Genomic DNA, 18,639 nt, shown 5'->3' with positions numbered 1-18,639 from the left:
AATGCGGCCCGCGTGTATCGTGTATCGGGCCGGGCCGGATGGTTCGGCCTTTTTTGGGAGGACGGATGACGCCCGCCGAGTCACACCATTTACAAATCCGCATTCGCCAGGAATTAGGGGTTGCCGATGATTTCGATGCCGCCATGGAAATCGAACGCCGGGTGCAGTTCCTGTCCAACTTGCTGCGCCGGACCGGCGCGCGTGCCCTGGTGCTGGGCATCAGCGGGGGGGTGGATTCCCTGACGGCGGGCTGCCTGGCGCAGCGGGCCGTGCAGCGGGTGCGCCAGCAGGGCGGCGATGCGCGGTTTGTGGCCATGCGCCTGCCCTATGGCGTGCAGCGCGACGAAGCCGATGCTCAGGGCGGGCTGGCCGTGATCGGCCCGGATGACATCCTGACGGTGGATATCCAGCCGGCCGCCGATGCCCTGCTGGCGGCCGTGCAGGCGGCGGGGCAGGGGTTCCGCGATGCCGCCCAGCAGGATTTCCTGCATGGCAACATCAAGGCGCGCCAGCGCATGATTGCCCAATATGCCGTGGCGGGGGCGCGGGGCGGCTTGGTGGTGGGCACCGACCACGCCGCCGAGGCCTTGATGGGGTTTTTTACCAAGTTTGGCGATGGGGCCGCGGATGCAACCCCCCTGGCGGGGTTGAACAAGCGCCGGGTGCGCGCCCTGGCCAGCGCCCTGGGGGCCAGTGATGCGCTGGTGTATAAAGTCCCCACGGCCGACCTGGAATCCCTGCGGCCCCTGAAGCCCGATGAGGAGGCTTTTGGGGTCAGCTACGAGCAGATCGACGATTTTCTGGAAGGCAAGGCCATTGCGCCGGCGGCGTTCGACATCATTGTCGAGACCTGGCGGCGCAGCGCCCACAAACGGGCGCTGCCGATTGCGCCTTAGTAGTTGGCTTTTAGTCGTTGAAGCGGCGGCATGCGCCCCAGTGTTTCATCAGCAGCCAGTACACCAGGCCGGCGGGGATCAGGCTGGCATACCAGGAGACTTCCGAGAAATACAGGGCGATCACGGCGCCGACGGCCGAGGCGATGAAGCCGGCATAGTTCAGGCCGCGATAGGGGCCGTTTTCGTCATAGAACAAAGCCAGGTTCAGCTGGCGCTTGCGCACGATGTAGTAGTCCACCACCATCACGGCGAAGATCGGCCCCAGGAAGGCGGAATACGTCTGCACGAAAACCTGCAGGCCCGCCGCCGATTCGTCCTTGACCAGTTCCCACGGGAAGGTCAGGAAAGCCAGCAGGCCGACCAGGATGGCCGCCGCCTTGAAGGGGATTTTGAAGACATCCATCAGCACGTAGGTGGGCGGCACCACGTTGTTCAGCACGTTGGTGGTGACCTGCGCGAAGGTGATGAACAGTAGCGTGGCGATCAGCAGCGGGGTGTTGTCCACCGCGCTGGAAAACACGGCGATCGGGTCGGCGTGGCCGGTGGCCCCCGATACCATCAGGCCGATCAGGCCCATGAACAGGGTGCAGGGCAGGATGGACATGGCGTACAGCGTGGTCAGTGGGCCGCGCTTCATGCCGGTTTCCAGTTCGCGTGAATAATCGCTGACGTTCAGCATCATGGTGCTGTAGATGCCCAGGAACAGCATGGTGGCGCCCCAGAATTCGATGCCCCAGGTGCCTTCGATGCCCACCAGATTGCGGTTGATTTCATCGCCGTATTTGTTGATGACGCTGAAGAACATATATACCAGCGACAGCAGGATGAAGCCGCTGCCGATGTTTTCCAGCCACTTGATCCCCTGGAAGCCCAGGGTGGACAGGATGATCTGCAGAAACTGGAAGGCAATGAACCAGAAGACGATGCTGTCGAAGCCGAACAGGGTGACGGACACGGCATTGAGCGCGCCGGCCCCGACCCAGCTTTGGAAGCCGTACCAGACGATGGCGGGCACGGCGCGCACCAGGCCGGGGAATTTCGTGCCCGCGAAACCGAAGGCGGCGCGGGCCTGCACCACGAAGGGGATGCCGTAGCGGTAGCCCGCCGCCCCGTTCAGGGTCAGGGCCACGCCGATGATGAAGCAGCCCAGGGCGATGGCCAGGGTGGCCTGCAGCAGATTCAGCGTGCCGACGATGCTGGAGCCCATGGCGAATGTGCCGATGGACACGCAGCCGCCGAACCAGGCCAGCAAGTAGGACCATTTGCCCATGATCCGCACGCTTTGCGGCGCCAGGGATTCTTCGCCGGCCTTTTTGCTTTGCGCGTCGGCGGCGGTTGGCTGACCCGGGGTGGGCAGGGGGGTCGCCTGGGTAGTGGATTGTGTCATGTGTGTCTCCTCCGGGATGGGGGGTTATTGCATGGGTTGGTGGCTGAGGTGGGAAAACTTGCCGGTAAAGGCTTTGCCGATGGGGAAGGCCAGGTCGCCGTGCTTGCTGGTGCCGATGCCCAGGCCAACCAGCGCTTCGGCCAGCTTGACGGCGGCAGTGACGCCTTCGATCACGGGCAGGCCGATGGCCTGGCTGATGCGGTCGGTCAGATCGGCCATGCCGCCGCAGCCCAGCACAATGGCGCCGATGTTGTCCTCGGCTTTGGCGCGCAGGCATTCTTCGACGATCAGGCGAAAGGCGGCGTCGGGATCCTCCTCCAGCGTCAGCACCGGAATTTCGGCGGCCCGGATGCGGCGGCAGTGCTGACTGAAACCGTATTGATCCAGCAGGTGCTGGGCGATGATGCCGGTGCGCATCAGCGTGGTCACGATGGAAAATCGCGTGCTGATGATGCCCGCCATGTGGAACCCGGCCTCGGCGATGCCGATGACGGGCGCGCGCGTCATTTCGCGGGCGGCCAGCAGGCCGGGGTCGCCGAAGCAGGCGATGATGTAGGCGTCGACTTTGTCGGATTCGCCTTTGCGGATTTCTTCCAGCACGCCGATGGCGGAATAGGCCTCGTCGTAGTGGGATTCGATCGAGACGGGGCCGTCGCTGGGGTTGACCGCGGAGATCAGTGTGCCGTTGGCGGCCACGCGGTGGGCCGCCATGCCGATTTTCTCGGTCATGGAGGCGGTCGTATTGGGGTTGATCAGTCGGATGTGCATGGGATGGGCTTCTTCTCGGTTCATGGTTTTGGATTCCCGCGCGGGCGGGAATCCGCCGGGTTGCAGGGGGCTATCCGTGACGGATGCGGACCTGGCTGAGAATGTCCTTCAGGTCGCTGGCCAGGCCTTCCTCGCGTTCTTGGATGGTGCTGCGTTCGATGTCCAGCAGATGATCCTGCATCCACTGGCGGGCGCCGGCGACATCGCCCTGGCTGATCAGTTGCAGGATTTCCTGGTGGCGGTTGGGCTTGCAGCTGGAAGCCTGCGGCGCGCCGAAAGTGGCAATCACCAAAGAGGTGCGGGCCACCAGTTCTTCCAGCAGATCGGCCAGGACGTCGTTGCCCGACAGGCGGGCCAGTTCGGTGTGGAACTTGCCGGACAGGAAAATGGCGCGTCGCCGGTTGTTGGCTTGCTCGGCTTCGTGCTCTTGTCGGGAAATCAGCTCGATCGCCTGAAGTTTTTCGGGGGTGGCGTGCGCGATGACATCGGCGACCACGCCGACTTCGATGATCCGGCGGCTGGCAAACAGGTCGCGGGCTTCCTTCAGACTGGGTTGGGCCACCGTGGCGCCGTGATGCATGCGGATGTCGACCAGCTTGTCGTGCGCCAGCTTCTGCAGCACCTTGCGGACACTGGTGCGGCTGACCCCATAGTTTTCCGACAAGGTGTCTTCGGGCAGGCGCGTGCCGGGTTCCAGGTGATGTTCAACGATGGCGGTGTATAGATGTTCGTAGATCGCGGCGTCTTTGGATTCTCGGCGGCTGAAGCGGGGGCTGGCCTGGGAAATGCTGTCTGCGGACGGCATGATGGTTCCTAGCAATATATTGAATTAGTGATAATAAAAATAATTGGATACGGCTTTACATATACAAAAAATTGTGATTCATGTGTTTTGTATTTTCGCTAAGTATACGATTTTGTGTACAACAAAAAAGACAGTATTAACCCTAGCCCTGTAGACAAAAATCCCTGAAAGCGCAGTGGCGTTCAGGGATCGCAGGGCGGGTTTTTGAGCGGGGCGGGACTGTGGCGGCGCCGGATTCTGCTGTAAACCAGTGGGAAACGGCTGTTTTGTCCGTCTGGGCGGAGAAAAAGAGGGGGAAAGAGAGGACGCGGGCCCGCGCAACCGCAGGCCGGCGCAGCCGTTGGGTGACTTGGGGTTCCGGGGGCTTTGGCCGGCGTAGCCTTGCGCTGATCGTCAGCAGGGTTGCATTTTATTTTGTATACAATCCAGAGCGAAAATACGCTTATCTGTTGATCAGCCCCGCCACGATCTGATAGGAATACAGCCGGGCGGCATGGTCGTGTATATTGCAGGTGATCATCAGCTCGTCGGCCCCCGTGCGGGCGATGAATGCGTGCATGTGGGCCGCCACGGTGTCCGGCGACCCGATGGCCGCGCACGACAGGATATGATCCAGCAGGTTTTTCGCCGGCGGCGGCAGGCTGCCGGGGTAGTTGGGCACGGGCCGGGGCAACTTGCCCGGCCGCCCGCTGCGCAGATTGACGAAGGACTGCTGCCACGAACTGGCCAGCAAGTGGGCTTCTTCGTTCGTGTCCGCGGCGAACACATTGAAACCCAGCATGACATACGGCCGATCCAAGTATTCCGAGGGCCGGAAATGCTGCCGGTAGGTGCGGATGGCATCCATCATCTGGGCGGGCGCGAAATGCGAGGCAAACGAATACGGCAGCCCCAGCGCGGCCGCCAGCTGCGCGCCGAACAGGCTGGATCCGAGAATCCATACCGGCACCTGGCAGCCTTCCCCCGGCGTGGCGCGCACGGTGTTCTTGCCCTGAAAATAGTCCATCAGCTCCATCACATCGTTGGGGAACTGATCCGGGTCGGTGTTCAGGGCGCGGCGCAGCGCCCGGGCCGTGGCCTGATCCGAGCCCGGCGCGCGTCCCAGCCCCAGGTCGATGCGGCCGGGGTACAGGGCGTCCAGCGTGCCGAACTGCTCCGCCACCATCAGGGGAGAATGATTGGGCAGCATGATCCCGCCGGCCCCCACCCGGATGTTCGACGTGACCCCCGCCACATGGCCGATCAGCACGGCCGTGGCCGCGCTGGCGATGCCCGGCATGCCGTGGTGCTCGGCCAGCCAGTAGCGCCGGTAGCCCCAGTAATCTGTGTGGCGGGCCAGATCAACCATGCCGGCGAAAGCGTCGGCCACGCCGCCCCCTTCGACCACCGGGGCCAGATCCAGGACGGACAAGGGAATATTGATGTTCATCAGCTAATATCCTACTTCTTCGTTTCTCATTAACGGGTCTGGGCCGCAAGACTATAGCGGCCCCCGGCCCACAGGCAGCCCACCGTGCCCGATCAGCAGCCATTATCCCCAATTGTTTCCGCCCGCCGTTCCGCGCGGCCCGACCGCGGCGCGGCGGCCGCCCCGCGGCCTGCGGGGCATGGCCGCTGGCTGGCCGTCGGACTGGCCGTTGCCGCGATGGTCAGCGTGCAGGTGGGGGTGTCTCTGGCCGTTCCGGTGATCGCGGATTATGGCCCCTTGAGCACCTCGGCCCTGCGCATCGCCTGGGCCGCCGTCCTGCTGTGCCTGTGGGTGCGGCCGCCGCTGCATCGCTTCAGCGCCAGCCAGTGGCGGGCCACCTGGGTGCTCGGGGCCGGTATGGCGGTGATGTCGCTGGCGTTTTTCCTGGCCCTTGAGCGCCTGCCCCAGCACCTGACGGTGGCCCTGGAATTCTGCGGGCCGCTGGCCGTGGCCACGTGGGGGGTGCCGGGCCGGCGGGCCTTGCTGTGGCCGCTGCTGGCCGGTCTGGGCATCGTGCTGCTGGTTTGGGGGGACGCCCATGCCGGGCAGGGCGCCGACCCCATCGGGATAGGCTTTGCCTTGTTCGCCGCCGGCGGCTGGGCCGTCTATATCATCATGATGAAGCGTGTGGGCCAGGGCTTTCCGGGCCTGCAGGGGCTGGCCGCCTCACTGCTGGCGGCCGCCGTGCTGTCCTTGCCGTTTGCCGTCGCCGAATCCGGCACGGTGCTGTTCGACGGGCGGCAGTTGGCGTTGACCGCCGGGCTGGCGGTGCTGGTGCCGCTGGTGCCCTACATCCTGGAAATCCAGGCCCTGCGCCGCCTGCCCGCCGCCGTGTTCGGCGTGCTGATGAGCCTGGAGCCCGCCATTGGCGCCCTGGCCGGCTGGCGCATCCTGGGGCAGGGCATGGGGCCGGGCCAGATGCTGGGCGTCGGCCTGGTGGTGGCGGCCAGCATCGGCGTGGTGCGGGCGGCCAGGAAACTCTGACGCGCCGTAGGGTGGCGCTGGCGGTCAGCATTCCACGACGTTGACGGCCAGCCCGCCCCGCGAGGTTTCCTTGTACTTGGATTTCATGTCGGCGCCGGTCTGGCGCATGGTTTCGATCACCATGTCCAGGGTCACATGGTGCTTGCCGTCGCCGTGCAGTGCCAGGCGCGAGGCATTGATCGCCTTGTTTCCCCCCATGGCGTTGCGTTCGATGCAGGGGATTTGCACCAGCCCGCCCACTGGATCGCAGGTCAGCCCCAGATTGTGCTCCATGCCGATTTCAGCGGCATTTTCAATCTGCGCCACCGTGCCGCCCAGCACGGCGGCCAGTCCGGCGGCCGCCATCGAACAGGCCACCCCCACCTCGCCCTGACAGCCGACCTCGGCCCCGGAAATCGACGCGTTTTCCTTGTACAGAAAGCCGATGGCGGCGGCGGTCAGCAGAAACTCCACCACCCCGTCTTCGGACCAGCCGGGGATGAACGTGCGGTAATAACGCAGCACTGCGGGCAGCAGGCCGGAGGCCCCATTGGTGGGGGCCGTCACCACCTGCCCGCTGGCCGCGTTTTCTTCGTTGACGGCCATGGCGTACAGATTGACCCAATCCATGGCGAACATCACGTCGTCCGGGTTGGCGGGGGCGGGCGGGCGCACCGGCCCGGGCTCGGCGGCCCGGGACTTGGACAGCAGCTCTTGGTACAGGGCCGGGGCGCGCCGCTTGACCTTCAGGCCACCCGGCAGGATGTCGTCGGCAAACGCGCCGTGCAGGCCACAGCCCCGGTCGATGGCATCGTCCATCACCCGGGCGATGCGCAGCACCCCCGCGCGCACCTCGTCGGCGGAACGCAGCGTGGTTTCATTGGCCATCATCAGCTGGGCGATGCTCAAGCCGTGACGCCGGCACTGATCCATGAGTTCAGCCGCATTGGCGAACGGGTAGGGCATGGGATCGTGTTCGGGCACGGTCTCGTCGGTTTCGATGCTGTCCAGCGCCCGGATGAAGCCCCCGCCGATCGAGATATAGCGTTCGTCCAGAATGGTATCGCCCCGGGCATCCAGCGCCATGAAGCGCATGCCGTTGGGGTGTTCGGGCAGGGGCTGCACCCGCCCGGAAAACACGGTTTTGGGGTTGAAGGCAATCGTGTGCCGGTGCCACAGCGCCAGGCGCTGATCCCGATTGACCGCGTCGATCAGCCCGCCGATGGCGCCGGGATCCACCGTGTCCGGGGCCTCGCCCATCAAGCCCAGCATGATGCCCATGTCCGTGCGGTGCCCGGCCCCGGTTTCAGCCAGCGAGCCGTACAAATGAATGGACAGGCTGGCGACCTGTGGCAACAGGCCCCGGGCATCCAGGTTGCGCACGAAATTGCGCGCAGCCCGCATGGGCCCCACCGTGTGCGAACTGGACGGCCCGATGCCGATCTTGAAAATATCGAAAACAGAAAGTGCCATGAGAAAACTCCAGTGAATGCAGGTGATTCTAGTGATTTGGCAGAATCTTGATTGAATGAAAGCGACATTCATCAGGAATAATCGGATAATATGGCTTGAAGTTGACCCTATTCACAATATGGCCGATTGGGTCAATTAGGATAAAAACGACGATAATCATATTTTTATGAATAAAAACGACATTACAGCGATCCGACCTGATGATGCCGTCCACATCCGTCTGGGCTTCGTGCTGCTGCCCCAGTTCGCCATGGGCGCTTTTGCCGCCTTTGCCGACTTGCTGGGGTTGCTGGACGCCCAAGTCGATGCCCCCGGCCCCTGTGCCTGGGAAGTCGTGGCCGATACCCTGATCCCCGTGCGCTCGGCCAGTGGCGTGCAGGTGGTGCCCACCGATTTGCTGGGTGATCCCCTGCGCTTTGATTACCTGGTGGTGGTTGGGGGGCCGTTGGCGCCGGTCGCCCCTTTCGAGGCGGGCCTGCTGGCCTGGCTGCAGCGGGCCGCCGCCGCAGGCCGCCATCTGGTGGGCCTGGCCAACGGGGTGTACGCCCTGGCGCAGGCCGGTGTGCTGGCGGGCCACCGCTTCAGCCTGGGCGGCAATCTGTACCAGGACTTTGTGCGGCGGTTTCCGGCCATTGCCCCGGATCAGTTGGTCATCGACCGCCAACTGATTTTCGACCGCCGCCGCATCAGCTGCGCCGGCGGCCCCGCCGTGATGGATGTCGCTGCGCGCATCCTGCGCCGGCAGGTGCCCGCCGCCGACATTCAGCAGGCCCTGCGCTGCCTGCAGACCGACATCGAACAGCCCCACACCCGGGTTCAGCCCCCGCCGCCCGACGTCCCGGCGGACAGCCCGCCCGCCGTGCGCCGCGCCGTGCTGCTGATCCAGCAATATGCGGGCCAGGCCTTGACCCTGCCGCAGTTGGCCGACCGCCTGGGCTTGTCGCCCCGACAACTGCAGCGCCTGTTCAAGCAGCACTTGGGCACCACTCCCCAGGGGCATGCGCGCAAGATCCGCCTGCAGCTGGCCGCCTGGATGCTGCGGCACACGGATAAAAGCATCGCCGCCATCGCGTCCGAGTCCGGTTTCTCGGATGCGGCCCACATGGGCCGTATTTTTCGCGCCGAATACGGCCAGGCGCCCGGTTTGTGGCGCCGCCATGCAAACGATCCGAAAAACACCGTATAATGGCGATCCGTTTCCGGGTCATGTTCTGTGGCCCGACTCTGCCCGGGTGGTGAAATTGGTAGACGCAGGGGACTCAAAATCCCCCGCCGCAAGGCGTGCCGGTTCGATTCCGGCCCCGGGCACCAACGACTTGTTCCAAACAGGTTCAAGTTGCACCAAATTCTCAAAGAAATCATGCGGTTAGGTTGAAAACTTAACCCATGAGGTTCCATCAAGTTTCAGCAAATCCCAAGCTTGTGCGTCCCCCAGAGAGTCCCCTAGACTGGTTTTAGTCCAGTTTTTTTCTTAAGGGGGACTCCAATGGGATTCCTGACTGATCTGAAGATTCGTACTGCATCACCCAGTACCAAAGAATACCTGCTTGCTGACGGTGACGGACTCTACCTGCGCGTACGCGCATCCAGCAAGAGTTGGCTCTATCGCTATCACGGCATCCACCGCCTCCCCATAGGTCTGTGCATGCTGCGCCGCATAGCGCTCCAGCTCGGTTTTGAGGCTGGTCGGGCAGGCAAAGCACGCTGCACGAGCATGGCCAATGCTCGCCGAACCATGCCGACTATATCCCGCCTCACTGACTCGCCTGCTACAAGCCATGCAGCAACAAGACTGGGTCACGCGTCAGCCCGAGATCCATGACAACCGCGTTACGAACGCTTCGTTGACCCCGGCCGGTCACGCCCCAGCTTCCATTAATAGCTGCACCATGCGGTCGTACCCTCGTTGACGGGCGTGCTCCAGTGGTGTCACGCCGCGATGGTCGGCCAGCTTCACGTCCGCACCAGCCTGCACCAGGGCATGCACAATCTGGACATGCCGATGCCCGCCGTCGCCCAGGATGATGGCTTCGAGCAGCGCCGTCCAACCCAGGCGATTGACGTGATCCACGTCGACGCCAGCCTTGATCAAGCGATGCACGGTTTCGACGTGACCGCGCTCGGCCGCCGGGATGAGTGCAGTGCCGCCATATCGGTTGGTGCTTTTCAGGTCTGCACCATGAGTCAAGGTCATCTCCAAGATCTCGTTCAGGCCCCGCGCACCGGCATATAAGTACGCGCTATCCTGAATGGCGTCCTTGGCGTTCACATCTGCCCCCGCCTCAATCAGAACCTGGGCCGCAGCGGCGTTATTCGCATGCGTCGCAATAAGCAAAGGTGTGCGGCCCTGCGCATCGCGTGCCTCGATGGCTGCGCCCTGCGCGAGCAGCGCGCTGATTTCCGATACGCCGCCGTTGGCGGCGGTTTGTAGCAACTGCCGGTTCACAGGATTACCCTCCGAGAAACTGACGGCAGACATCCACATCGCCATCAAACAAACTCCATAAATCGTCAAACGTCTGAACAACATCATTCACCTCCATTAATACGGATAACCCGCAAAAACAATCGCTTTTGTTAGCGCCCCGAGAGTTGCAATGTCGCCCGAGACCATGATAAAAAAACGCACCACTCTATTAAAAAATTGAATACTTTCATGGCGACCAGCTTAAAACCGAATCGCGTCCTGTTTGAGCTGGATCTGCTGAAAGCCCTCGTCGCCGTGGCAGAAAGCGGCAGCTTTACCATCGCCGCAACGCGACTGCATTCCACCCAATCGACGGTCAGCCAGAAAATACGTCGCCTGGAAGACCTTGCGGGCCACACGCTACTCGATCGCGGCAACCGCACGGTCAGTCCCACCGAAGCCGGCCATATTGCGTTGCGATATGCCCGCCAGATGCTGACCGCCAACGACAACCTGGCCCAATCGTTATCGGGCGCAATAGTCGCCATCACGATCCGATTGGGACTACCGGAAGACTTCGCCACCGGCGCGATTACCAAACTACTCTCCACATTCAGTCGGGCCCATCCGCATGTCAAATTGGAAGTCACCAGCGGCTTGAGCCGCGACCTCTATCACAGCTACGAGCAAGGCGAACAGGATCTGGTTCTGATCAAGCAACGCCGCCATAGCCGCGCTGCGGTCATCTGCCGCCCCGAAAAATTGGCCTGGATCGATAGCGCGCGACAGCCGTGCCTCGACCAAGATCCCGTGCCGTTGGTCACGTTTCCCCAACGCGGGCTATATCGTGACGATATGATCCAGGCGTTGGAAACCATCGGACGGCCGTGGCGCATCAGCTATACGAGCTCCAGCCTGGCGGGCATCCAGGAGGCAGTGGCCAGTGGCATGGGCATCAGTTTGCTTCCCCGTCGTGCGGTCGCTAAGAAGCACCGGATACTGACCCGGCGCAGTGGCCTACCCGACGTCGATGCCTACGAAATCGGTATCTTCTTTCGCCCCTCTGCCAGTGCACCGATCCGCGACTTGGCCAACGAACTGGTTCGATTGATCGACCACGCGCGCGCCCGATCCTAACCACGCCCTCGGCGTATCACCCGTCGGGCGGCCGGCGCACCCGCAACGGCCGCCGCCGCGTTAGGCGCATTGATCGCCACAAACGTCGCCTCGTTGCCTACCGCCAAGCCATAGCTACTCAAACCCAGCACCTGCGCGCCCGCCGCACAGACCAAGTGCAGCGCAGTCTGCAGCGCCTCATCGGTGTAGAACCCCGAGCGATATCCCAACAACATGGCGCGCTGCAACATATCGCCTGTGCCATACGGCCACCACGCATCCTGAATGTTGTCGTTGCCGGAAAACACCCGCACCCCTGCTTCGCGCAAGCGCATAATCGGCGGAAATGCCCGGTCGCCCGGCGCATTCGTCATGATGGCAATGTCCGCATCGGCCAACGCTGTCGCAATACCGTCCAGCACATCCGCCGTTACGTCGCCCAAGCTATAGGCATGACTGACCGCGACCCGGCCATTCAATCCGCCGGCCCGCGTACGGGCGGCAATACGATGCAGTTGCTCTACCCCTTGCATCCCGGGCTCATGCAAATGGATATCGATCTTCACCCCATAGCGATCGGCAATGCCGAACACAGCATCTAGCTGCCCGTCGGCGTCGCCGTCTAACGTGGTGGGGTCAATCCCGCCGATAACATCCACCCCCTCTCGGGCGGCATTTTCCAGTACCTGCACCGTTCCGGGACAGGACATCACGCCGGCCTGCGGGAATGCCACCAATTCAATATGCATACGATCGCGCCATTGCTCACGCACTTGCATGATGGTGTGCAAATTCGTCAAGCCCGTCGTCGCATCGACGTCGACATGGCTGCGCATGGCAACCGTGCCAAACGTCGCCGCTTGCTCCAGCAGCGCTTCGGCGCGCTTGGCCATCGGTTTCGCTTGTGCCAGCGCCTCTTTCTCGATCGCCAAGCGCTCGCGCAAACTGTTGGCCATCACGTGCGGATACCAACGATCACCCACAAAGCTCTTGTCCAGATGGATATGCCCATCGACAAAACCCGGCACGACGACCCAGCCATGCAGATCAACGACGTCCGCACCGGGCACCGCAGGCAAATCCGGCCCCATTGCAACGATACGACCCTCTGCCACGGCGATGTCTAGCTTGCTGCCATCGGCGGTAACACCATTGATAAACAGACGTTCGACCATGAGTTACTCCTCGGTATGAACCAACAAAACGAGTCAGGCGCATTGCCTGCCGTAAACGATGGCTCTACGATAGCGAACCGATTATATATCCACAAATTAAATATAAGTATGATATGCATTTGATTTGCAAATAGTTCTGCCGATCAAATCATCCGCGCCCCTATTCTGGCAACAACGGCGAGTTACTTGCTGGTGTCGATACGCGCCTGCATACGGGCCGCACGATCCGGCGAAGACGGATGCGAGCTGAAAGGCGAACGAAGATGATTGATCAGATCTTTCCTAAAAATCACTGCACCAGTGGGACTGATGAAAACTTCGGAATAGCCAATTGACAATGCGGCGAATCGCCCCCACAATCGCCGCATGAAGTACGGTGAATACATCTGGCAATCGCCGCACTGGCCTGTCTGGCGATACGATCTGGCTGCCCTGGCAGAGCCCATGGCAGCGGTCAGCCGCGCACAGGGGCTCCTGTTTGGGCGTCTGAGTGATATCGGCATGGGCCTGCGTGAAGAAGCCAGCTTGGCTGCACTCACGGAAGATGTCGTTCAAACCAGTGCCATAGAAGGCGAAACGCTAAACGCTGCATCAGTCAGATCTTCTGTCGCACGGCGACTGGGGGTAGACATCGGTGCCCTCGCTCCTGTCGATCGCCGAGTCGAAGGCGTGGTCGATATGGTGATGGATGCCACTCGCAACGCAACAGCCGCCCTAACGAATGAACGCCTGTTCGGCTGGCACGCTGCTTTGTTCTCCACCGGCTATTCCGGCATGAGCCGCATCCGTGTCGGCAATTGGCGAAACGATGCCACGGGGCCGATGCGGGTCGTATCGGGTTCCATTGGACGTGAGAAGGTGCATTTCGAAGCACCTCCAGCGGACCGCCTGGGCGTTGAAATAACACGCTTTCTGGACTGGGTCAACGAACCTTCACCCGCTGCTCCGTCACTGATACGCGCAGGCCTGGGACATTTATGGTTTGTAGCGCTGCATCCATTCGATGACGGCAATGGTCGCATCGCCCGCGCCATCGGTGATCTGCTATTGACGCGCGCCGATGGCAGCCCTCAACGGTTCTACAGTCTTTCAGCACAGATCCAGCGAGAGCGCAAAGCTTACTACGACAGCTTGGAGCACACCCAAAAAAGCGACATGGATGTGACCGCCTGGCTACGGTGGTTCCTCGCGACGTTATTGAAGGCAGTGGAACACGCACACGCTACCCTGGATCAAGTGCTGGCCAAGGCAAAGTTCTGGCAATGGGCGTCCGGCATTCCGATGAGTGCCCGTCAGATCAAAGTATTGAACCGGCTGCTGGATGGATTTGAGGGTAAGCTGACGACGAGCAAGTGGGCAGCCATCGCCAAATGCTCGCAGGATACGGCCTTGCGCGACATCACAGAACTGCTGCATCACGCCGTACTGCAAAAAGCGAACGGTGGCGGACGCAGTACTCACTACGAGATGAACACTACACCTGCACACGACAGCTGGCTTGACAGCTACCGCAGGTGCCCTTGATCTCGATCTCGGATTCCACAAAGCCGTGCCCGGTCTGGTGCAGGGTGTTTTGCACGGCTTCGTAGGCTTTGTTGTCGTGCAGTTCGGTGACGGCTTCGCAGCGGGAGCACACCAGCGCCGAAGCCATTGTTTTGGCGGAGGATTGACGCGGTTTGACCATGGGCATAGTTTACAACGCCGCGCGTTGCCGCATGCCTTGATCCATGGCGCAGGAGCCCGCCACGCAACACGCGGCACGACGCCTCGGTGCCGGTGCCGGACATGGGCCCGCAGCGAGATCAAACAAGCGACAATTGATATGTTATAACATATCAATTATTGATTTCCACCGCTTCCAATCAAAAGGCGCATCATGTTCAAATCCGCAAAACTCGTTTCAATGACCGGCGCGGCCGTGCTGGCCTTGTTGGCGTGGCCGTCCGTCCACGCGCATGAACTGCGGGTCGTTTCCACGTTTTCCATCATCAGCGATTTCGCGCGCAACGTGGGCGGCGAGCGGATCGCGCTGACCACGCTGGTTCCGTCCAACGGCGACGCCCACGCCTACGAACCCAAGCCGGCCGATGCGATTGCCGTGGGGAAGGCCGACCTGATCCTGGCCAACGGCCTGCATTTTGAAGGGTTTCTGGATCGGCTCGTCCAGGCGTCCGGCGCCGCCGCGCCGGTGATCGTCCTCACCCAGGGCGTCGAGCTGCTGCGCAATACGGCGGATGACCACGCCGATCCCGCCGACCATGATGACCACGACCACGACCACGACCACGACCACGACCACGACCACGACCACGACCACGACCACGACCACGACCACGACCATGAGCAGGCGCATGCTGCGCATGATCACCATGGCGCGTATGATCCGCACGCCTGGCAGTCTGTGCGCAATGCGCGGGTATACGTCGGCAATATCGCCAAGGCTTTCTGCGCCGCCGATGCGGCCGGTTGCCCCGGCTACCAGGCCAATGCCCGGGCCTATGATGAAAAACTGCAGGCGCTGGATGCCGAGCTCAAGTCCTCGGTGGCCCGAATTCCAACCGACCGGCGCGCAATCATCACCTCGCACGATGCCTTCGGCTACCTGGGACGCGAGTACGGCCTTCAATTCCTGGCCCCGCAAGGCATGAGCACCGGGTCGGAGGCATCTGCGGCGGGCGTGGCCGCCTTGATCCGGCAGATCAAGGATCAGAAAGCGTCGGCGCTCTTTCTTGAAAACATCAGCAACCCCCGGCTGATCCAGCAGATTGCCGATGAAACAGGCATGAAGGTCGGCGGCGAACTGTATTCCGACGCGCTGTCGGCGGCGGATGGCCCGGCGTCAACTTATATCGAGATGATGCGGCATAATGTCGACACCATCCGGGATGCCGCGCTGGGGCAATGAACGCGTGCTGCGGTTTGCGTCGCCTGCCCGCCCATGCATCCGCATTCAGGTGGCCGGGCCGATCAGGCCGGACACCGTTCGCAGGGCCCAAATACGTGACTCGCTTCCTCGCCGTGCTGGCTTTGGCTCTCGCGCCCTTCGGTCTGCATGCCCATCCGCATGCCTGGATCGACGTGCGCAGCACGATCGTCCTGTCGGCTGACGGGATGATCGCGGCCATCGAGGAACAATGGCTGTTCGATGAACTGTACAGTGCGGCCATACTCGATGGTCTGCAGGAAGACAGCCCGGGTAAAACCCTCGTGATCGGCGACTTTGCCGCCGAGGTCATCGAAAACCTGGGGCCATACGGCTATTTCATGCGTATCGTCGCCGATGGCCGACCCATCGGCTTGAACACCGTCACCCGCTTCAACAGCGAAATGAAGGGCCGGCAGTTGCAGCTGTCGTTCACCGCCCCATTGGCCGAGGCGGTGGATCCGAGGCGCGATGACGTCAGTTTTTCCGTGTACGACCCCACGTATTTCATTCAGATGACGCATCGCCCGGAAGACCCGCCGACGATCCGCAGCGCGCAGGGCCATGCCTGCCGGGCGCGGGTGGCGCCGCCCAATCCCACCCCCGAAGACGTGGCGCGCGCGCTGGCGCTGGATCGCGGCGCGACGTCCGAAGAAGGTCTTGGCGATCTGTTCGCGGAAAAGGTGCATATCCAGTGCGGGTAGGGCGCAGGCGGCCGGTGCGCGCCCTGGCCATGACCACCTTGGCCGGCGCGCTGCTGCTGGCCCTGTGGGGAGGATTGAGCCACACCGCCGCCTGGGGCCGGTTCCTGGCCTGGATCATGACCATGCAGGCCGAGCTGCATCGGCAACTGGCGGCCGCCATCCGCCTGGTCGCCGAACAGGGCTGGACGGCAACGTGGCCGCTCATCGGCATCAGCCTGCTCTATGGCGTCTTTCACGCGGCGGGGCCAGGCCACGGCAAAGCGGTGATTGCGACCTACCTGGGCACGAGCAGGACACGGCTGGGGCGCGGCCTGTTCCTGTCGGTCGCCTCGTCCCTGGTCCAGGGGGCGGTGGCGGTGCTGCTGGTCGAAGTGGCGGCCAATGTGTTGGGCTATTCGCTGCGGCGCACCCAAGGGGCCGCCAGCCAGCTTGAAAACATCAGTTTCGGCCTGATCGCCTTGCTGGGCGCGGTGCTTGCCCTGCGTAGCGCGCTCGGGCTGTATCGACGGCGCAAAACGGCACGCGGCGCGGTGTCGCTGTTTTCAGGCGGCGGAATCCGGCTGTATTGCGCCGACTGCGGCGGCCCGCACCAGGTCGGCCGCAACCATCTGGATCAGCCCCTGGCCTGGCGCACCGCGCTGCCCATTATCCTGTCCATCGGGATACGGCCCTGCACGGGGGCCGTCCTTGTGCTGCTGGTCGCGTATTCGCTCGGTTTGCGCGGGGTTGGCGTGGCTGCGGTGCTGGCCATGTCGCTGGGCACGGCGGCGACCGTCGGCCTGTTGGCGGCTTGCGCCGTGTCGTTTCGCCAGCTTGCGCTGCGATTGTTCCCGCGCCGCCGCGTCGCGCCGCAGCGCCTGGACACCGTTTTCGATGTGTTGGGGCTGCTGGGCGGCATGGTGATCGGCCTCATGGGGGCCGGCCTTCTCCAGCACGGGCTGGCCGCCGTCCCGCACCCGCTCTTGCCGCTGGGTTAGCGCCCTGGCGGCCCAACGAACCAGGCCGGGTAGCGGATGGTGGCGAAAAGGCGGCGGGCGCGTTTTATCCCGCCTTACCCCCGCTGGGACATCGCTTTTTCAATTTTCTGGTCGGTCTTGTACTGGCTCAAGGCGTATACGGCCCAGATGGTCGCCGGCAGCCAGCCGATCAAGGTCAGTTGGAGAATCAGGCAGATGATCCCGGCAATGGGCCGGCCGATGGTGAAAAACGTCAGCCACGGTAGGATCAAGGCAATCAACAAGCGCATGGGTTTTCTCTCGGGTCGGTTGAAACGTCGGCAGATGTTGGCAGTGTACAGCGGCGCAAACGATTGTTGGCGCCGTGCCCGGATCACCCCAAGTCGATGCGCACGACGCTGCCCCGGGCGTCCTCGCGCCAGGCCGGGTGTGTTTTATCCCATGTGATCTTGACCGTCACGTACAGCGTCTGGCCATCGGCGCTCAAGGCCAGGCTGTTGGGGTGCACCGGCAGGTCGATCACGCGCTTCACGGCATAGGTCGTGGCATCGAAGATCGTGACCGCGCCCGTGCCGTGCGGCTGATCCTTCGACGTGCCCCGGCTGGTGGTGATGATTTCGTTGCGCAGCGGGTTATGGACGATGTCCAGGGCGCTCACGCCGTGCACGGGCATGTGGTGCAACACCCGGCCGCTGGCGGTATCGAAGACATAGACCTGGTTGGTATTGGGATCGGTGGCAAACAGCCGCTGGCCTTGATCGTCCAGCGCCAGGTTGATGAAGAAATGCTTCGCGCCGTCGCCTGCATCGTGGCGTGCCGCGATAGCGCCGCTGTCCGGGTCGATGACCAGGATTTCATTGTTGCCGCCCACATACAGGCGATTGGCGGCGGCATCATAGGCGGCCCCGACGGTGCCCATGCCGGCTTCCACGGTATGCCGCAAGGTGCCGCTGGCGCCATCGACGATCCAGACCTTGCCGTTGCGGCTGGGGTTGGTGACGAACACGCGGTCGTGCGCTTCATCGACAACGACCATGCGGGTGTGCGGCATGCGTGCCTTGCCGCCCTCGCCTTTTTCGGGCTGCGCCAGTTGGATCATGTGCTTGATCTGGCCGGTGCCCGCATCCAGGGCGGTGATCGAGCCATCCACCGTGTTGCCGACGTACAGCGTGCGGGTGCGGGCGTTCAGGCCCAGGGCAAAGGCCTTGCGCGGCAGCTGGATGGTCTGCAGCGGCTGCAGGGTGCGCGGATCGAGGCGGTACACCAGGCCGCTCTTGGCCGGGTCGAAAGACGGGGTGGTGGCGACGAACAGGCCGTCAGCGGGTGTCGCCACCACTTCGTAGATGCCCTGGAACACGTCCTGGCGCAGGGTCGGGGCCTGGGCCAGGGTATCCAGCACGCCGGCCTGTCCACCGGTGATCGTGGCCGTGGGCGGGGTCTGGCAGCCGGCCAGGGCCAGCAGGGTGGCGGCGGCCAGGCCGCGCCAGGCAAGGGTTTTCAGTGTCGTCATCTTGATTGGATTCCTTCTGTGCGCAAGGCCCGGTCGGCAATGCCTCCACACCGGTTTTCCCGGGCTGCGTGTTGTTTGGTTTCGCCCT

The 18,639-nt window shown here is 62.9% G+C and carries 19 protein-coding genes and 1 tRNA gene; 10 read left to right on the top strand and 10 right to left on the bottom strand.

Annotation, left to right across the window (positions count from 1 at the left end; translation table 11 throughout):
• Window positions 1-65: 65 nt before the first annotated feature.
• Window positions 66-896 carry an ammonia-dependent NAD(+) synthetase gene (gene nadE, locus ACMHYJ_RS07230; protein WP_414245543.1) on the top strand — a complete coding sequence of 277 codons (831 nt, stop codon included), beginning with the start codon at window positions 66-68 and terminating at the stop codon, window positions 894-896.
• Window positions 897-906: 10 nt separating this feature from the next.
• Here the strand turns inward: nadE and ACMHYJ_RS07225 are convergent, their stop codons facing one another.
• The 4 genes from ACMHYJ_RS07225 to ACMHYJ_RS07210 form a co-directional block, all read right to left on the bottom strand.
• Window positions 907-2,283 carry an NCS1 family transporter gene (locus ACMHYJ_RS07225; RefSeq protein WP_414245542.1) on the bottom strand — a complete coding sequence of 459 codons (1,377 nt, stop codon included), beginning with the start codon at window positions 2,281-2,283 and terminating at the stop codon, window positions 907-909.
• Window positions 2,284-2,307: 24 nt separating this feature from the next.
• Entirely contained in the window at window positions 2,308-3,051 is a 744-nt protein-coding gene (locus tag ACMHYJ_RS07220) for an aspartate/glutamate racemase family protein (protein ID WP_414245694.1), read from the bottom strand.
• A gap of 70 nt (window positions 3,052-3,121) precedes the next feature.
• On the bottom strand, window positions 3,122-3,856 hold the full coding sequence (locus ACMHYJ_RS07215; RefSeq protein WP_414245541.1) for a GntR family transcriptional regulator: 735 nt from the start codon (window positions 3,854-3,856) through the stop codon (window positions 3,122-3,124).
• A gap of 442 nt (window positions 3,857-4,298) precedes the next feature.
• Window positions 4,299-5,285 (bottom strand): LLM class flavin-dependent oxidoreductase, encoded by a 987-nt coding sequence (locus ACMHYJ_RS07210; RefSeq protein ID WP_414245540.1) that lies wholly within the window; start codon window positions 5,283-5,285, stop codon window positions 4,299-4,301.
• 84 nt (window positions 5,286-5,369) lie between these two features.
• Here ACMHYJ_RS07210 and ACMHYJ_RS07205 point away from each other — a divergent pair, with 84 nt between their 5' ends.
• The gene (locus tag ACMHYJ_RS07205; protein WP_414245539.1) at window positions 5,370-6,308 is read left to right on the top strand and encodes an EamA family transporter; all 939 of its coding nucleotides are present in this window, start codon (window positions 5,370-5,372) and stop codon (window positions 6,306-6,308) included.
• Between the two features lie 24 nt (window positions 6,309-6,332).
• On the opposite strand, the gene ACMHYJ_RS07200 is transcribed toward ACMHYJ_RS07205, so the two are convergent.
• Window positions 6,333-7,760 (bottom strand): L-serine ammonia-lyase, encoded by a 1,428-nt coding sequence (locus ACMHYJ_RS07200; protein WP_414245538.1) that lies wholly within the window; start codon window positions 7,758-7,760, stop codon window positions 6,333-6,335.
• A 166-nt stretch (window positions 7,761-7,926) separates the two neighbouring features.
• On the opposite strand from ACMHYJ_RS07200, the gene ACMHYJ_RS07195 reads away from it, so the two are divergent.
• The 3 genes from ACMHYJ_RS07195 (at window position 7,927) to ACMHYJ_RS07185 (ending at window position 9,582) form a co-directional block, all read left to right on the top strand.
• Window positions 7,927-8,946, top strand: a complete 1,020-nt coding sequence (locus ACMHYJ_RS07195) for a GlxA family transcriptional regulator (RefSeq protein WP_414245537.1) — start codon at window positions 7,927-7,929, stop codon at window positions 8,944-8,946.
• Window positions 8,947-8,986: 40 nt separating this feature from the next.
• A tRNA-Leu gene (locus ACMHYJ_RS07190) sits at window positions 8,987-9,071 on the top strand.
• Window positions 9,072-9,246: 175 nt separating this feature from the next.
• Window positions 9,247-9,582: an Arm DNA-binding domain-containing protein gene (locus ACMHYJ_RS07185; RefSeq protein ID WP_414245536.1), complete on the top strand. Its 336-nt coding sequence runs from the start codon at window positions 9,247-9,249 to the stop codon at window positions 9,580-9,582.
• A gap of 36 nt (window positions 9,583-9,618) precedes the next feature.
• Here the strand turns inward: ACMHYJ_RS07185 and ACMHYJ_RS07180 are convergent, their stop codons facing one another.
• Complete coding sequence (locus tag ACMHYJ_RS07180) at window positions 9,619-10,251, bottom strand: ankyrin repeat domain-containing protein (RefSeq protein WP_414245693.1); 633 nt, start codon at window positions 10,249-10,251, stop codon at window positions 9,619-9,621.
• 165 nt (window positions 10,252-10,416) lie between these two features.
• Between ACMHYJ_RS07180 and ACMHYJ_RS07175 the strand changes: the two genes are divergently transcribed.
• A complete protein-coding gene (locus tag ACMHYJ_RS07175; RefSeq protein WP_414245535.1) occupies window positions 10,417-11,304 on the top strand; it encodes a LysR substrate-binding domain-containing protein in 888 nt (295 codons plus the stop codon).
• Here ACMHYJ_RS07175 and ACMHYJ_RS07170 read toward each other — a convergent pair.
• Entirely contained in the window at window positions 11,301-12,458 is a 1,158-nt protein-coding gene (locus tag ACMHYJ_RS07170; protein ID WP_414245534.1) for an amidohydrolase family protein, read from the bottom strand. The genes ACMHYJ_RS07175 and ACMHYJ_RS07170 overlap by 4 nt on opposite strands.
• A gap of 366 nt (window positions 12,459-12,824) precedes the next feature.
• Between ACMHYJ_RS07170 and ACMHYJ_RS07165 the strand changes: the two genes are divergently transcribed.
• The gene (locus ACMHYJ_RS07165; RefSeq protein ID WP_414245533.1) at window positions 12,825-13,982 is read left to right on the top strand and encodes a Fic family protein; all 1,158 of its coding nucleotides are present in this window, start codon (window positions 12,825-12,827) and stop codon (window positions 13,980-13,982) included.
• Here the strand turns inward: ACMHYJ_RS07165 and ACMHYJ_RS07160 are convergent.
• Window positions 13,933-14,142: a hypothetical protein gene (locus tag ACMHYJ_RS07160; RefSeq protein ID WP_414245532.1), complete on the bottom strand. Its 210-nt coding sequence runs from the start codon at window positions 14,140-14,142 to the stop codon at window positions 13,933-13,935. The genes ACMHYJ_RS07165 and ACMHYJ_RS07160 overlap by 50 nt on opposite strands.
• A gap of 192 nt (window positions 14,143-14,334) precedes the next feature.
• Here ACMHYJ_RS07160 and ACMHYJ_RS07155 point away from each other — a divergent pair, with 192 nt between their 5' ends.
• The 3 genes from ACMHYJ_RS07155 to ACMHYJ_RS07145 all read left to right on the top strand — a co-directional run bounded on the left by ACMHYJ_RS07155 (window position 14,335) and on the right by ACMHYJ_RS07145 (window position 17,062).
• Entirely contained in the window at window positions 14,335-15,363 is a 1,029-nt protein-coding gene (locus tag ACMHYJ_RS07155) for a metal ABC transporter solute-binding protein, Zn/Mn family (RefSeq protein ID WP_414245531.1), read from the top strand.
• Window positions 15,364-15,458: 95 nt separating this feature from the next.
• Window positions 15,459-16,085, top strand: a complete 627-nt coding sequence (locus ACMHYJ_RS07150; protein WP_414245530.1) for a DUF1007 family protein — start codon at window positions 15,459-15,461, stop codon at window positions 16,083-16,085.
• Between the two features lie 29 nt (window positions 16,086-16,114).
• Window positions 16,115-17,062, top strand: coding sequence for a nickel/cobalt transporter (locus ACMHYJ_RS07145; RefSeq protein WP_414245529.1), 948 nt, complete (start codon window positions 16,115-16,117; stop codon window positions 17,060-17,062).
• A 74-nt stretch (window positions 17,063-17,136) separates the two neighbouring features.
• On the opposite strand, the gene ACMHYJ_RS07140 is transcribed toward ACMHYJ_RS07145, so the two are convergent.
• The gene (locus tag ACMHYJ_RS07140; protein ID WP_414245528.1) at window positions 17,137-17,331 is read right to left on the bottom strand and encodes a YqaE/Pmp3 family membrane protein; all 195 of its coding nucleotides are present in this window, start codon (window positions 17,329-17,331) and stop codon (window positions 17,137-17,139) included.
• Window positions 17,332-17,414: 83 nt separating this feature from the next.
• Complete coding sequence (locus tag ACMHYJ_RS07135) at window positions 17,415-18,551, bottom strand: PQQ-binding-like beta-propeller repeat protein (RefSeq protein ID WP_414245527.1); 1,137 nt, start codon at window positions 18,549-18,551, stop codon at window positions 17,415-17,417.
• Window positions 18,552-18,639 lie beyond the last annotated feature (88 nt).

This window comes from Castellaniella hirudinis (assembly GCF_047468865.1).
Classification (GTDB): domain Bacteria; phylum Pseudomonadota; class Gammaproteobacteria; order Burkholderiales; family Burkholderiaceae_B; genus Castellaniella; species Castellaniella hirudinis_A.
Note: the sequence above shows the minus strand (reverse complement) of the source record. Positions and strands in the feature narration are given on the sequence as shown.

What these genes read in the sequence shown, in the direction of transcription:
- ACMHYJ_RS07185 (WP_414245536.1), top strand. Translation starts at nt 9,247, where the DNA reads ATGGGATTCCTGACTGATCTGAAGATTCGTACTGCATCACCCAGTACC.
- ACMHYJ_RS07210 (WP_414245540.1), bottom strand. Translation starts at nt 5,285, where the DNA reads ATGAACATCAATATTCCCTTGTCCGTCCTGGATCTGGCCCCGGTGGTC.
- ACMHYJ_RS07145 (WP_414245529.1), top strand. Translation starts at nt 16,115, where the DNA reads ATGACCACCTTGGCCGGCGCGCTGCTGCTGGCCCTGTGGGGAGGATTG.
- ACMHYJ_RS07180 (WP_414245693.1), bottom strand. Translation starts at nt 10,251, where the DNA reads ATGGCGATGTGGATGTCTGCCGTCAGTTTCTCGGAGGGTAATCCTGTG.
- ACMHYJ_RS07200 (WP_414245538.1), bottom strand. Translation starts at nt 7,760, where the DNA reads ATGGCACTTTCTGTTTTCGATATTTTCAAGATCGGCATCGGGCCGTCC.
- nadE (WP_414245543.1), top strand. Translation starts at nt 66, where the DNA reads ATGACGCCCGCCGAGTCACACCATTTACAAATCCGCATTCGCCAGGAA.
- ACMHYJ_RS07165 (WP_414245533.1), top strand. Translation starts at nt 12,825, where the DNA reads ATGAAGTACGGTGAATACATCTGGCAATCGCCGCACTGGCCTGTCTGG.
- ACMHYJ_RS07155 (WP_414245531.1), top strand. Translation starts at nt 14,335, where the DNA reads ATGTTCAAATCCGCAAAACTCGTTTCAATGACCGGCGCGGCCGTGCTG.
- ACMHYJ_RS07195 (WP_414245537.1), top strand. Translation starts at nt 7,927, where the DNA reads ATGAATAAAAACGACATTACAGCGATCCGACCTGATGATGCCGTCCAC.
- ACMHYJ_RS07140 (WP_414245528.1), bottom strand. Translation starts at nt 17,331, where the DNA reads ATGCGCTTGTTGATTGCCTTGATCCTACCGTGGCTGACGTTTTTCACC.
- ACMHYJ_RS07175 (WP_414245535.1), top strand. Translation starts at nt 10,417, where the DNA reads ATGGCGACCAGCTTAAAACCGAATCGCGTCCTGTTTGAGCTGGATCTG.
- ACMHYJ_RS07170 (WP_414245534.1), bottom strand. Translation starts at nt 12,458, where the DNA reads ATGGTCGAACGTCTGTTTATCAATGGTGTTACCGCCGATGGCAGCAAG.
- ACMHYJ_RS07135 (WP_414245527.1), bottom strand. Translation starts at nt 18,551, where the DNA reads ATGACGACACTGAAAACCCTTGCCTGGCGCGGCCTGGCCGCCGCCACC.
- ACMHYJ_RS07215 (WP_414245541.1), bottom strand. Translation starts at nt 3,856, where the DNA reads ATGCCGTCCGCAGACAGCATTTCCCAGGCCAGCCCCCGCTTCAGCCGC.
- ACMHYJ_RS07220 (WP_414245694.1), bottom strand. Translation starts at nt 3,051, where the DNA reads ATGCACATCCGACTGATCAACCCCAATACGACCGCCTCCATGACCGAG.
- ACMHYJ_RS07160 (WP_414245532.1), bottom strand. Translation starts at nt 14,142, where the DNA reads ATGGTCAAACCGCGTCAATCCTCCGCCAAAACAATGGCTTCGGCGCTG.
- ACMHYJ_RS07225 (WP_414245542.1), bottom strand. Translation starts at nt 2,283, where the DNA reads ATGACACAATCCACTACCCAGGCGACCCCCCTGCCCACCCCGGGTCAG.